The sequence below is a fragment of the Hyella patelloides LEGE 07179 genome (assembly GCF_900659865.1).
Lineage (GTDB): Bacteria > Cyanobacteriota > Cyanobacteriia > Cyanobacteriales > Xenococcaceae > Hyella > Hyella patelloides.
The window spans coordinates 26,044-39,630 of the sequence record NZ_LR213795.1; the positions used below are offsets into that span (position 1 = coordinate 26,044).

Consider the following 13,587-nt stretch of genomic DNA (forward strand, 5'->3'; position numbering starts at 1 on the left):
TACTGACATGGTTTCGATGATACTAAATAATTTGTCCCAATTTCCACTGGAAGCTAGCGACCCTGAAGAAAGATTTATCACTTCTGGAGTTAGTTGGGAAGCTTATGAGTCACTTCTGGCATCTTTAGGCGATCGCTCAAGCTTTCGTGTATCTTATCTTCTAGATACTTTAGAAATTATGTCCCCTAGTCGTAATCATGAATTAGATAAAGAAAATATTGGCAGATTATTAGAAGCCTATCTGGAAGAAAATCGAATTCGTTTTTGGGGACTTGGTTCTACTACTTTCCGTAACCGAGATAAACAAGCAGGAAAAGAACCAGATGAATGTTATTGCATCGCTACAGATAAAGATATTCCCGATCTAGCAATTGAGGTTGTTTATACTAGCGGTGGTGTTAATACTTTAGAAATTTATCAACGCTTAGGCGTTAAAGAAGTCTGGTTCTGGCAAGATAATCAATTTAGAATTTACTATTTACAAGATAATAATTATCAACAAATATCGCAAAGTCAATTATTACCCAATCTTGATTTAGCTTTATTCGCTCAATATGTAACTATTAACGATCCCTTAGAAGCAATTTTGGAATGGCGCAAACAAGTTAGATCGAATTAAACCAAGACTGATGCAAGAGTTTCGTCACAGGAAATTTTGTTAACTTTACGATCATCTCCAGAAGATTCAATATGCAGCGTATCGCTATTATCGGTTGTTGTGGTGCTGGAAAATCTACTTTAGCTAATCATTTAGGAGCGCGATTAGGATTACCCGTAATTCATCTAGATTATCACTACTGGCAACCTGGATGGATAGAAACTCCCACTGAAAAATGGATTGAGAAACAGCAATATCTGGTCAATAGCGATCGCTGGATTATTGATGGTAATTATTTGAGTACAATGGATATTCGTCTTCAAGCAGCAGATACAATTATTCTGTTGGATTTCTCGCGTTTTCTTTGCTTATGGCGCATTTTTCGGCGATATTTACAATATTATTCACCAGATAAGGAGCTTGTTAGACCAGATATGGCAGATGGTTGTGCTGAAAGATTAAGTTGGGATTTTCTGTTATACGTTTGGAACTTTGCTCATCATCAAAGACAGCACGTATTATCTAAACTGGAACTATATCAGCATGATAGAAAAGTTACGATCTTGAAAAATCCACAACAAGTAGACAGTTTTTTATCTGAGTTAAACCCGTTAGCATGATTAGATCGAGATTATTTGCTATTTTAGCGATCGCATTATTAACCTTTTTTTCTAGCTACTCTGGGCTATCTGCTGCGGAATTAGAAGAAATTCAGCGTCGCGGTAAACTAATTGTGGCAGTTAAAGATAATACTCGCCCTATGGGATTTATTGATGATGAAAATAATTTAACAGGGTTAGAAATTGAAATCGCTCGTCGTTTAGCCAAAGATATTCTAGGAGATGAAGATGCGGTAGTTTTGCGAGCTGTAACTAATGAAGAAAGGCTGAAAGCTGTAATATATGATGAAGTAGATCTTACGATTGCTAGGGTGTCTGATACTGCTTCTCGCAGGCGAATTGTCGATCTAAGTCCTCATTATTATATTGATGGTACGGGCATTATTACTAAAGATGTTACAGTTGCTAACGCTGAGGGGTTAACCACTAGCAAAATTGCGGTACTATATGGTTCAACAACGATTGCTATCTTGCGCGATCGCTTGCCTGATGCTCAATTGATAGGAGTTGATTCTTATCAAGAAGCATTAACCTTACTGGAAAATAATCAAGCTCAAGCTTTTGCAGGAGATATTACTGTTTTAACTGGCTGGATACAAGAATATTCTCAATATAAGTTACTTCCAGAAAGATTATCTGGCGAGCCTCTATCTATAGTAATGCCCAAAGGATTACAACATAAAGAACTACAGTTAGCAGTGTATAATGCGATCTCTGATTGGCGCAAGTCGGGCTGGTTACAAGAAAGAATTGAATACTGGGGATTACCCTAAAATAAAGGAATGAGGAACGAAGAACAAGGAAGGAGGAAGTAATTAGGTAATAAATGATAGGCAATTATCTAAAAATACATAATCGAAAAATAGCTAACAAGTATATATAGCATTTTTAGCATTTGATTCCGTATAAAACATCATAAAAAATCATGAATAAAAATTTACCCATAATTTATATTTCTACGCTTTTAATAATCTTGATTATTGCTGCGGTAGCAATTGTAAAAGAAGTGATTAAAACCCGCTTTACAGAAAATACTTTTTCTAAGTTACAGAAGAAACTAAAAAATTCTCCAGGAACGGCAGAAGAGTATTATCAATTGGGTAGTATTTATCTAGATAAAAAACTTTTTGTCCAATCAATAAAATTGTTTGAAAAAGCTTTAAAATCCGAGCGAAAATTACCCCCAGAGAATACGGCATTAATTCATAATGCTATGGGTTATGCTTATTTTGCTCAAGAACAATATGACATTGCAATCCGTAAATATAAAGAAGCTCTAAAAATTTATCCAGAATATGTAGTGGCTTTAAATAATTTGGGCAATGTTTATGAAAAAAAACAATTGATTGCACAAGCAGTAGAAGCTTACGAAAATGTCTTAAAGTACGAACCAGAAAATAAGGTAGCAAAACGTCGTGCAGAATCATTGAAAAAGCGTCTAGTAAGTTCGGATAAATAAAGGATGAAGGATAAGGTAATAGGAACACTCAAAAATTATTAATAACAAGCAACTAGCTACTAACCACTACCATCTCGACCCCGCTTGACGGGACTAACAAAACTCAATGAAATCTCTTCCTGCCAAATATATAGTTAGATTAGGCAAGTTTGTGTGGACAACTATGTGGCGTATTATGATGTCGCAGCTTGCTCCTTCTAACAAATTTGGAGAATATATTCGTCCCGATAGTCAATTTAGAAATACTATTGCTGTTAAAGCAGACGCATCTTATCCAGCAGCAAGTAAGCGGTATCGACTGTTTGTAGGTATGGGATGTCCTTGGGCGCATCGTACTTTAGTAGTTAGAGTATTAAAAGGATTAGAAGATATCATTGCTGTATCTATAGTGTATCCCTCTGCTAATGAGGGGATTTGGCTTTTGCAATCATCCTTTGAAGATTGCAACACTGTTCCAGAATTATATAAATTAGCTCAACCAGGTTATCAAGGGCGTTGTACTGTACCGATACTATGGGATGATGAAACCAAAACTATCGTCAATAACGAGAGCGCAGAGATCGTTGAAATTCTTAATTCTCAGTTGAATCAATTTGCTACTAACTCCGATTACGATCTTTATCCTGAAAATTTACAAGAGCAATGCGATCGCTGGAACGAAAAGATTTATCATAAAGTAAATAATGGGGTGTATCGTTGCGGTTTTGCGCAAACCCAAACAGCTTATAATCAAGCCTGTACCGAATTATTTGCCACTTTAGATGAAATCGACCATTTCCTCGCTACTAACCGTTATTTATGTGGTGAGGTGGTAACTTTGGCTGATGTGAGACTATTTACTACCCTCGTTCGTTTTGACACGGTTTACTACGGACTGTTCAAATGTAGTTTAAAACGTATTCAAGATTATCAATATTTATCAGGCTATTTAAGAGATTTATATCAATTACCAGGAGTAGCTACTACTTGCGATCCTGACAGTGTTAAACAAGACTATTATGGTAATTTGTTTCCTCTTAATCCAGGGGGAATTATTCCTTTAGGCTCGAATTTAAAAAATTTACAACAATCCCATAATCGTCACAAAATGAAACAGCTTTCTTAATAATGCCTTGGGTTAATTATTACCAACACTCATCTTATTTATCTTTTTTTCGGTAAAAAGCCACCTTTTTTCACCTTGGTCAATCAATAAAGAAACCGATCCTAAAAATCTTGCTATACGCTACAGAATAAAAATGTTATCTTAGGTAATGAGAATCAAGATCGAAGAACAAAATTTCAGTATAAGCAGGTATTCCCCTCAGTATTGATAAACTTCACTACAGCAAATCTGATCTCGCTACAAATTTTTTGATTGAGGAGACAATCAACGTTATGTCGATTTATATAGGTAATTTGTCCTATGAAATTACCCAAGAAGACTTAGGCGAAGTCTTTGGTGAATACGGTAGTGTTAAGCGAATTCACATTCCTAAAGATCGTGAAACTGGTCGTGTCAGAGGTTTTGCTTTTGTTGAAATGCAAACAGAAGCCGAAGAAGATCGAGCCATTGAAAGCTTAGATGGAGCAACGTGGATGGATCGAGAACTTAGAGTGAACAAAGCTAAACCCAAAGAAGAAAAAAGATCGTTTAATGGTGCGCGTAACAACCGCTTTTAAACCCCAATCTGAAATGAAATAACGCTTTTGGTAGTCAATCGAGTTAAACTTAATTGGTTATCTTAGAGGCGTTTTGTTGTTATTAGAGAGGATAAAATTAATGGCTAAACGAATAAATGCCAAGAAAGAAAAGGCCAAACGCAATAAAATTAACGCTCGGAAATTCCGTAAAACTTCTAGTAGCCGTTATGGTGGTCGAAATCGGAAATACAATAGAAACGAGCAAAAACCAGAAGAATCAGAAAATAATTCATCTAAAAGCGAAGATTCTTCCAAAACTTCTGATGCTTAGTTAGTTATTATTGTTAAATAAACGTGTAACTATTTTCCTTGAAACTTATGGAATACTGTGTTGCACTTTCTAGAATAATCAGGAAGCTTTTGCTACTTACGGGCAAATACTCCCATAACAATCTCGCTTTCGGTGAGCCATTGCGTGACCGCACATTTTAGTCTTTACTGAAAATGCGATCTCGCTTTCGGCGAGCCATTACATTGTCTATCTGAGCCAAAAATATTTTTAGGGATTGTTGTAATCCATACTTACTTTAAAGCATCCTTGAGAGCAGTTCTCGCAGCAAGATGATTACGAGTAGATAGTAGTATATCTTTTTCTCTTTCCAAGCGTAATTTTGTATCTTGCATCTCTAGCAGTTCTTGTTGTTCTGAAGCTACGCCATAAAGATTACTAGCTACCCAATATGATAATTCTCTAGGTAGTTCGGGAAGATCGTTAGGGAGTTCAATCTTTTGATTAGTTAGCTTTCCCGATAAACGTACTACATCTTTGAGTAAGGCTTCCACCTCTGTCGCCATAGGTTTTAGGTCTTTTTCTGTCGGCCGATCTTCGACCCACTCCACTAAGCCTATTCGATAAGGTTTCTCCCTTACATACTCTAAAACCCGAAAACGTTGTTGTCCCACAGTCAACATCTTCATACGATCGTCTTTTAATCTTTGAAAATGTAGAATTTCTGCACAACAACCATAATCAGCAATTTTTCCCGTACTAGGATCGATACATAATACACCAAAACGGCGATCGCTTTCCAGAATCGTATTCATCATGATTCGGTAGCGAAACTCAAAAATATGTAATGGCAAAGGACGAGTCGGAAATAAAACTAATTCTGGTAACGGAAATAAAGGAATTTCTCTAACAGCGATCGAAGAAGATGTCATCTTATAAGTGCAACTGACTAAAAGTTTTTCATAATACTCCCCTATAATGTAACGGATTTTGTCTTAGTAGTAGGGTGTAATGCTCATCTTTAGCGAAAAAAATCTTTATTTTTGATAAATACTGGCAATTTTTTCTGCAACTGTTATACTACAAATGTAATCTGAAAGCGGTGGTAGTTTAGCGGACTAGAACAACTTATGTCCTTATTCATCACTTATCCCATTGGGGTCGAGGAATTAAGGGTTATCGCCTGTCACGCAGGAGACACGGGTTCAAATCCCGTCCACTGCACCTTTTGTCAAACAAGATTAGTAAAGAAGAAGAGAGAAAAAAATGAAATTTTGCAACTCGTACCAGCCAGAGAAAACTTGTCCAAAAAATACAAGTACAAATAAATAACTACGACTCAAACAAAAATCCAATCAACAAGCGACAGTAGCTCAGTTGGTAGAGCAGCATTATCCTTGTTCATAACTTTATCCCATTGGGGTCGTCGAATTAGGGTTATCGACTTTTACATAATCGGCTGGTCGTAGGTTCGAGTCCTACCTGTCGCACTGCCTTTTAATGATTATTTACTTTATATAAATATAGGCAACGGTAGCTCAGTGGTAGAGCAGTCTAATAAATTAAGTCCTTGTTTACTTTTTATCCTAACTAGGGTCGCCGAATTAAGGTTATCGTCAGATCGGTCGTAGGTTCGACTCCTACCCGTTGCACCAAATATTAATTAGTAAGCAGTAATTATTTTCCGAAAATCAAAAAAATGCATAACTTTTGTATAACGAACACAAATAGAATCATGAAACAAACAATTTAAAAATCAATTTTATCAATTTTCATAACTGATTGTTTATAATAGCATGGGGCGATCGCCAAGGGGGAAGGCAGTAGTTTTTAAGCCTTTTTCACGAGCGACCTCGGCACGATGTTTCATCAGCTAAGGAACGCGCGAGACTTTCCTTTTGGGACGAAGAACTAGGATTATCGTTTTCACATTTAGAGGACACAAAAACCTGGTTCATAATCTTTTCCATTGGGACGAAGAATTAGGATTATCGTGGGTACTACCATTCGTAGGTTCGATTCCTACTCGCCCCGCAATAGTAAATAATCAACATTAATCACGGGACGGAAGCCAATTTGGTGGCATATTCCTTGGTTCATAACTTATCCCAATGGGATCGAAGAATGGAGGGTTATCTGGTTCGATTCTAGTCCGTTCCACCACCATCAAACCAAAATAAAAACATTACAACCGTTGGTAGCTCAATTTGGTAGAGCGTCTGACCACGCAAATATCCTGTTTCGTCTCTTATCCTTATCGGGTCGCTGAATTAGGATTATCGCAGTTAACCAGGGTGTCGTAGGTTCAAATCCTACCCAAAGGTCAACACGGGAGTCCCCATCTCTTGGATAAATGGAATATGCCGACTGACCGTCGGCATTTCCTCCCGTCAAATCATAATTAACAAGCGTTGGTAGTTTAATGGTAAAACCTTGGCAAACAAAAATATCTTGGTTCACAACTTATCCTTATGGGTCGCAGAATTAAGGTTATCGTTTAAATCCAAACCAACAATGTAGGTTCGATTCCTGCCCAGCGCATTAATTAAGACAAATAAAACCTTGTTAAAATAAATAAAGCCTTGTTAAAATAAACGAGCGTTGGTAGCTTAGTTTCACCTCTTTATTCGCTACTTATCCTTATCGGGTCGCAGAGTAAAGATTATCGGCCTAAAGCGACTAGAAGATTATCTGGTAAACGTGGGTTCAAATCCCACTCAACGCACCAAACATTTATTTAAGTATTTCAGGCAAATAAATTGTTCAACGCCAAAATAATTAGTCATTAATTATTCTTATTGCGATCGCCACAAAGCAAATTTCCCTTCGATCTTTTTGTAGTAATCCCGATACCAAATCCTCCTAACATCAAAAGTGCTAAAAGAGAAGTTGGTTCTGATACTGCTGTGGAGGTTGGTGTTTCTAAGGAAGAAAATAGCTCGCTAGCATTGAAAGGAAGATCTTCAAAACTAGCATCAAGGGAAACTGACGCGTTTGGGGGTAATCCTTCTACAGCAAAAGTTTGTCCTTGAGTATCCTCAGGAGGCGAATCCACATCAACCTCAATATGCAAAGGTACTTCTGTGGAAAAATCAGCTTCGCTCAAATTGATCGCAGCCACCATATCCCACAACGGATTAGGATTTACATCATTACCTACTACTACCAAAGAAAAATCAAGAAACTCCGCAGCTACCGTACTTTCTGGCGTGCCGAAATCCAGCCAGGCTTGGTAATCATCTCTGGTAAATTCAACTCGATCTGTGCCATCTAACGGCATCATTTGGATATTTAAACCTCTTTCTCCCGCTTCAAACACTTCTGCTGCTGCTAGAGGATCGACCCAGATATTAAACTCAGCAACATCATTAGTGGAAAAAGGCGGTTCGGGAGTTATTCCTAAATTTCCTGGTGTAAATACCGCCCCTCCCATAGTTTGCACAACCGAAATGTTATCGATAATTGAGGGATCGATTCTGATAGCTTCAGCAATATTGGTTAGTGACCCCGTAGACATGATTGCAACTGGCTCAGGTGAATTATTCACTGTTTCGACAATCAATTCGGCAGCCGTAGTAAATTCAATATCTGGCACAGTGCTGGGAAGATTAACAAAAGGAGCGAAAAAATTGTCAGCATCATTACGCACAAATCCTGGGAAAGCGTTATCCCCTGACAAGGGCAATGCACTACCAATTCCTACAGGGATATCTGTGGCATCCAATCGACCCAACAACTGCTTGAGACCAGTTTGAAAGCCTTCATTTTCTGGGCGTGCTACTCCATGAGACATCGTAATTGCTTGAAGATCGAATTTAGGATTGGCAAGGAGATAAGCTAATGCTGCAAAACCATCTTGGCTACCGTCATCATCAAAAATTAGAGGGGTTGTCGTCATGGAAGTGCTGTATGCTGCTTGGCTGAATACGCTAGCTTCCAAAGCAATGGTAGTAAACAGGGCAGTTGCTATTAAAGGAACAAGTTTGTGGTGTCGTTTTGTCATTTTGATAACTTCTCTAGTAATAGGTAATAAGGAACAAGATAAACTCGTGTCTGAGCTTATGACTTGTTTTTTGGTTTTACACTATATTTATGTCTTGCTGAAATACAGAATTAAACACAAAAAATGTTTAGCCTCTAATTCAAAACTGAATTATGCTTTATTTGATGCTAATTAAGTCTGTCAATAATTGTGACTAGCTTGGTTAAAACCAGGAAGTATAATTGTTTTGTTGTAACGCTAGATAGTCTAAAACACTTATTAATGAGATTTTTTTTAGTGAATTAAAGTATAATTTGATTTTTTTATTACATATATTAAAAAGCAAATAGTTGATAGACAGGGACTAATTATTGAGAAAATCTCAATAATTTATGCGTTCCATCTACTAGCTGTATTGCTATTTATTTCATACTTCAAATCATCAAAGCCATTAAAAAACTTGGTAGATAGTATGCTACTTTAATTGTTCGCGACTTTTCTAGTATCAAGGCTAATCGTATTTTCTTTGGTGTATTATGATACGAATATTATTTGATTTTTTGGTCTGAATAGTTTTGGTTTGATCGCGCTTTTGAAGATTAATCAACTATAGTGCGATCGTAACTAAGACTATAATACTTTACGGTGAAGCGATCGCTATCTTAATGTAGTCACTTCAAGTCGGGAAACCCGCCCAACGTGCTGCATCGCCTTTTTGGATAAAGCCACTTGGAAAATAATTTGGTCATTCTGGGCATCACTACATAAGTCATCAATAAGACGATTATTGCAGTAACAATCAAACTCCGCAGTAGCAAAGGTAAGGGTAGTAATTCTAAAAGAGGCGCAAATATCAAATTAACCAATTGAATTAACGGAAAAATAGCCAGTAAAGTAATTGCAGCCATTTTGTACCGTGGTGGTGGAATAATCGGCTTGGGAGAAGGCAAAGTAAACCAAGTCTCCAAACCACTAATTACTCTAATTGTTGCTGGTTCTAAGCGTAAACTCTCTGCACGGGCTAACCACTGTTTGCGACATTCCGATTCTTCCCAAACACGAAGGTTACTGGCGCGATCGAATTTTAAGATGATGTGATATTGATTATTTTCCCGACTGCTAGGGCGAAAAACATTAGTACCCAAATGTCCTTCAAATGTCATAGCTGCTGAGGTAATACCAGACATAAATTTCTCAAAGGCTGCTTCACATCCTGGTTTAACGCGTCGGGAAATTACAACTGTGACGGGAGGATCGACTAAGTTATTTTTACTCATTCGCTTTTGAAAACTGTGTTGCTAAAGATCAACTGAAAATCCTCCTTTGTTTATTTATGTTTATCTGACTTTACTTCCAATTAAAAACTACCATTTTTAGTGAATATTAAAAAAAACTGTAGTTTTGTGACAAAAAATTAGCTAGTAATTAAAGATACAATTTCCTTAAAAAAATATGTATACAGTATGCAATAATCGCTGAGTTAATTCTTAATTAAAGTAACAAATTATTTAAAACGACTATTAATTTAATCAATATTCAGACATCTATAAGTTAGGAAACATGGTACAACCGACAAATCAAGAATTAACATTAGAAACAGAAAATATTACTACTGAAGCTGAAGCTCCTAAAGCTCTTGAATCTGATTTAATATATGGCTTAGAATCGCGACCTCCCTTTGTAGAAGCAGTTTTTGTGGCGTTACAGCACGTATTTGCCTGTTTTGTGGGCATTATTACCCCAGGATTAATTATTTGCGGTGCATTAGAAGTACCACCAGCAGACACTACTTTTATTCTTAGTATGTCTTTGGTCGTTTCGGGTATTGCTACTTTTATTCAGGCGAAAAAATTTGGCCCTGTGGGTTCGGGATTACTCAGTGTTCAAGGTACGAGTTTTGCTTTTTTAGCTCCTATTATCGGTGCGGGAACGGCAGTTACAGGAGCAGGTGGTACACCTCAAGATGCTTTAGGGCTAATTTTTGGTTTGTGCTTTTTTGGGGCGTTTGTGGAAATTTTTGTAAGTCGCTTTCTCCACTTAGCGAATAAAGTTATTACTCCTTTAGTAACGGGTGTAGTCGTCACGTTGATTGGTTTGACTTTAATCAAAGTTGGTATTACCTCTATGGGTGGTGGCGTACCCGCACAAAATAACGGAGATTTTGGCTCTCCTGTCTATTTAGGGATCTCTTTTATAGTCTTGGCAGTAATTATTGCTCTCAATAGCACTACCAATAACTATTTGCGGATGTCATCAATTGTCATTGGTTTAATTGTCGGCTACGTAGTATCAATACCTCTGGGACTGGTAGACTTTAGTAATTTAGCAGGTTTACCAGCCGTTGCCTTGCCAATTCCTTTCCGCTATGGTTTAAGTTTTGATTTTGCAGCATTTATACCCTTTGCTTTCTTGTATTTAATCACAGCGATCGAATCCATTGGCGATCTAACTGCAACTTCAGCTATTTCTGGTGAGCCAATCGAGGGTTCAAAATATTTTAAACGCATCAAAGGAGGAGTATTAGGGGACGGCATTAACTCAATTATTGCTGCTTGTTTCAATACTTTTCCCAACACTACCTTTAGTCAAAATAACGGCGTAATTCAACTAACAGGGGTAGGAAGTCGTTATGTAGGTTATTTTATTTCTGTGATTTTGGTGATTCTCGGTTTGTTTCCCATTGTTGCAGGAATTTTTCAAGCTTTACCCCAACCTGTATTGGGTGGTGCAACCATAGTTATGTTTGGAACGGTAGCGGTAGCGGGTATTAAAATACTTTCTTGCGTTAATTTGACAAAACGAAATTCTATCATCTTAGCGATATCACTTGGTTTAGGCTTAGGTGTTACCTTTGTCCCCGAAATTTTGGAAAATATGCCTGTATTGGTTAAAAATCTCTTTTCTTCTGGTATTTCCACAGGTGGAATTACCGCTTTATTATTGAATATAATTTTGCTAGGGCGAGAGTAAATAAAAGGATGAAGGATGCCTATCACGGATACCGCTTCGCATAAAGGATAAAGGATGAAGGATGAAGGATGAAGGATGAAGGATGAGGAAGGAGGTTGAATTGGGAGATAGGGAAGGTAATAGGTAATAACAGGCAATAACAGTCAACCATAAGCACATAAATAATTACCAGCAACGAGCCACAAGCTACATCCACGAGCAATCAACTACTCACCACTAGGGCGCAAGCCTTGCGCCCCTACTAACTCTACTAACTACTAACTACTAACGAATATAATGTACGATTTAAAAGCAATTGTTATTGGCGCAGGGATGGCGGGATTGGCTACAGGTATCGCTTTGCGTCAAGCTGGATATGAAGTAGAAATTTACGAAAAGACCAGTAAACTGCGTCCTGCGGGGGCTGGTATTTCTCTGTGGTCAAATGGGATTAAAGTTCTCAATAAACTGGGATTGGGTAAGGAAATTGCAGCTATTGGCGGAGAAATGAACCGCATGGAATACCTAACCCACAAAGGTGAAAGTCTTAACAACGTCAATTTATTACCTTTAATGGAACAAGTAGGGCAAAGACCATATCCTGTATCTCGTACTGACTTACAGCAAATGATGCTAACCGCTTTTGGCGAGGCAGATGTCAAAATGGGAATGCGCTGTGTGGAAGTTAAACAAGATGCAGACATTGCAACGGCAATCTTTGAAGATGGTAGCACCGCTACAGGAGATGTAGTCATAGGTGCAGATGGGGTGCATTCAGTAGTACGCACCTATCTTAATGGTGGTAAAATTCAACCTCGCTATGCTGGTTATGTTAACTGGAATGGTTTAGTAGATGCTAGCCCCGATTTAGCTGAAAGTGATGTCTGGGTAATCTATGTCGGAGAAGGAAAACGCGCCTCGATGATGCCAGTAGGAGGAAATCGCTTTTACTTCTTTTTCGGCTGTCCCAAACCCCAGGGAACAAACACAGAACCCCAAAATATTCGTGCTGAATTAAAAGAAATTTTTGCAGGATGGGCGCAACCAGTGCAAAACTTAATTGCCAAACTCGACCCCGAACAGGTTAACCGTCTCGAAATTGGCGATATCGATCCTTTACCTAATTTGGTTCAGGGTAGAATTGCTTTAGTCGGAGATTCTGGTCACGCTACTACTCCAACTTTAGGACAGGGTGGCTGTCAAGCGATGGAAGATGCAGAAGTGTTATGTCGCTATTTAGTAACAACTAATATTAGTGTGGAAGATGCCTTAAAACGTTATGAATCCGAACGGAAAGAAAGGGTGGCACAGTTAGTTTTAAAAGCCCGCAAACGCACCGATACTATATATAATAAAGAACCAGATTTAACTCAGCAGTGGTATGAACAGCTAAAGCAAGAACAAGAGAAAGACGTGAGAAATGCGATCGCTAAAATCATTCTTGGCGGTCCTCTACATTAAATGGTAGAGAAATAATAATTTAAAAATAATAAATATATGTCAGGTAAATTAACCACACACGTTTTAGATACTGCTCATGGTTGTCCTGCTAAGGGAATTGCGATCGCTCTTTGGCAACTGGATACTAATTTAGAACTAGATTTTAAAACTTTAATTCATACTGTCAATACTAACGACGACGGACGCACGGACGAACCTTTATTAGTAGGAGAAACATTTAAAACAGGTGTATACGAGTTGATTTTTAGCGTTGGCGATTATTTTGCTCAATATTCTGAAGCTTCCGCTCCGCTTTTTTTAGATCGAATTCCCATTCGTTTTGGCATTAGCGATCCTGAAGCTCATTATCATGTTCCTTTGCTAGTTTCTCCTTGGTCTTATAGTACTTATCGAGGAAGCTAAATGAAGGGATAAGAGATTTAAGGATGAAGGTTCTGCAATTCAACCGCAAGACTTCTTTTGTGTTTATTTTCTTCTTAATTAGCGGGACTTAAACAAAAATCAAGCCCAAACAAAGCCCAAACTAGCTTTATAAGCCGTAAAAACGTCCATATTATGATTGAGCCACTGGACAAAACGATAAGACATGGCTGTCCGAAATGGCTG

13 protein-coding genes, 5 tRNA genes and 1 pseudogene are annotated in these 13,587 nt (G+C 37.8%); 16 read left to right on the plus strand and 3 right to left on the minus strand.

The window, feature by feature from the left end; translation table 11 throughout:
• Positions 1-7 precede the first annotated feature (7 nt).
• From H1P_RS07245 to H1P_RS07275, 7 genes are all read left to right on the plus strand, one after another.
• Positions 8-619 carry a Uma2 family endonuclease gene (locus H1P_RS07245; protein WP_144865582.1) on the plus strand — a complete coding sequence of 204 codons (612 nt, stop codon included), beginning with the start codon at positions 8-10 and terminating at the stop codon, positions 617-619.
• A 71-nt stretch (positions 620-690) separates the two neighbouring features.
• Positions 691-1,218, plus strand: coding sequence for a DNA topology modulation protein (locus H1P_RS07250; RefSeq protein ID WP_144865584.1), 528 nt, complete (start codon positions 691-693; stop codon positions 1,216-1,218).
• Complete coding sequence (locus H1P_RS07255) at positions 1,215-1,991, plus strand: transporter substrate-binding domain-containing protein (RefSeq protein WP_144865586.1); 777 nt, start codon at positions 1,215-1,217, stop codon at positions 1,989-1,991. The genes H1P_RS07250 and H1P_RS07255 overlap by 4 nt, the downstream gene beginning before the upstream one ends.
• A gap of 152 nt (positions 1,992-2,143) precedes the next feature.
• Positions 2,144-2,677: a tetratricopeptide repeat protein gene (locus H1P_RS07260; RefSeq protein ID WP_144865588.1), complete on the plus strand. Its 534-nt coding sequence runs from the start codon at positions 2,144-2,146 to the stop codon at positions 2,675-2,677.
• Between the two features lie 106 nt (positions 2,678-2,783).
• Positions 2,784-3,782 carry a glutathione S-transferase family protein gene (locus H1P_RS07265; protein WP_144865590.1) on the plus strand — a complete coding sequence of 333 codons (999 nt, stop codon included), beginning with the start codon at positions 2,784-2,786 and terminating at the stop codon, positions 3,780-3,782.
• A gap of 272 nt (positions 3,783-4,054) precedes the next feature.
• Complete coding sequence (locus H1P_RS07270; RefSeq protein ID WP_144865592.1) at positions 4,055-4,339, plus strand: RNA recognition motif domain-containing protein; 285 nt, start codon at positions 4,055-4,057, stop codon at positions 4,337-4,339.
• A gap of 100 nt (positions 4,340-4,439) precedes the next feature.
• Complete coding sequence (locus H1P_RS07275) at positions 4,440-4,631, plus strand: hypothetical protein (RefSeq protein ID WP_144865594.1); 192 nt, start codon at positions 4,440-4,442, stop codon at positions 4,629-4,631.
• A 251-nt stretch (positions 4,632-4,882) separates the two neighbouring features.
• On the opposite strand, the gene H1P_RS07280 is transcribed toward H1P_RS07275, so the two are convergent.
• Positions 4,883-5,521, minus strand: coding sequence for an LON peptidase substrate-binding domain-containing protein (locus H1P_RS07280; RefSeq protein ID WP_144865596.1), 639 nt, complete (start codon positions 5,519-5,521; stop codon positions 4,883-4,885).
• 167 nt (positions 5,522-5,688) lie between these two features.
• Here H1P_RS07280 and H1P_RS35845 point away from each other — a divergent pair.
• From H1P_RS35845 to H1P_RS35870, 6 genes and pseudogenes are all read left to right on the plus strand, one after another.
• A tRNA-Asp gene (locus tag H1P_RS35845) sits at positions 5,689-5,813 on the plus strand.
• A gap of 138 nt (positions 5,814-5,951) precedes the next feature.
• Positions 5,952-6,079, plus strand: a tRNA-OTHER gene (locus H1P_RS35850).
• Positions 6,080-6,116: 37 nt separating this feature from the next.
• Positions 6,117-6,244 (plus strand) — tRNA-OTHER (locus H1P_RS35855).
• A 535-nt stretch (positions 6,245-6,779) separates the two neighbouring features.
• Positions 6,780-6,914 (plus strand) — tRNA-OTHER (locus H1P_RS35860).
• 83 nt (positions 6,915-6,997) lie between these two features.
• Positions 6,998-7,130, plus strand: a tRNA-OTHER gene (locus H1P_RS35865).
• Between the two features lie 57 nt (positions 7,131-7,187).
• Positions 7,188-7,317: pseudogene (locus tag H1P_RS35870) on the plus strand.
• Between the two features lie 57 nt (positions 7,318-7,374).
• Here H1P_RS35870 and H1P_RS07295 read toward each other — a convergent pair.
• Positions 7,375-8,592 carry a nucleoside hydrolase gene (locus H1P_RS07295; protein WP_222426973.1) on the minus strand — a complete coding sequence of 406 codons (1,218 nt, stop codon included), beginning with the start codon at positions 8,590-8,592 and terminating at the stop codon, positions 7,375-7,377.
• A 650-nt stretch (positions 8,593-9,242) separates the two neighbouring features.
• Positions 9,243-9,848: an antibiotic biosynthesis monooxygenase gene (locus H1P_RS07300; RefSeq protein WP_144865602.1), complete on the minus strand. Its 606-nt coding sequence runs from the start codon at positions 9,846-9,848 to the stop codon at positions 9,243-9,245.
• 283 nt (positions 9,849-10,131) lie between these two features.
• Between H1P_RS07300 and H1P_RS07305 the strand changes: the two genes are divergently transcribed.
• The 3 genes from H1P_RS07305 to uraH all read left to right on the plus strand — a co-directional run bounded on the left by H1P_RS07305 (position 10,132) and on the right by uraH (position 13,383).
• On the plus strand, positions 10,132-11,541 hold the full coding sequence (locus tag H1P_RS07305; RefSeq protein WP_144865604.1) for a uracil-xanthine permease family protein: 1,410 nt from the start codon (positions 10,132-10,134) through the stop codon (positions 11,539-11,541).
• Positions 11,542-11,817: 276 nt separating this feature from the next.
• Positions 11,818-12,981 (plus strand): FAD-dependent urate hydroxylase HpxO, encoded by a 1,164-nt coding sequence (hpxO, locus tag H1P_RS07310; RefSeq protein WP_144865606.1) that lies wholly within the window; start codon positions 11,818-11,820, stop codon positions 12,979-12,981.
• 36 nt (positions 12,982-13,017) lie between these two features.
• Positions 13,018-13,383 (plus strand): hydroxyisourate hydrolase, encoded by a 366-nt coding sequence (gene uraH, locus H1P_RS07315; protein WP_144865608.1) that lies wholly within the window; start codon positions 13,018-13,020, stop codon positions 13,381-13,383.
• Positions 13,384-13,587 lie beyond the last annotated feature (204 nt).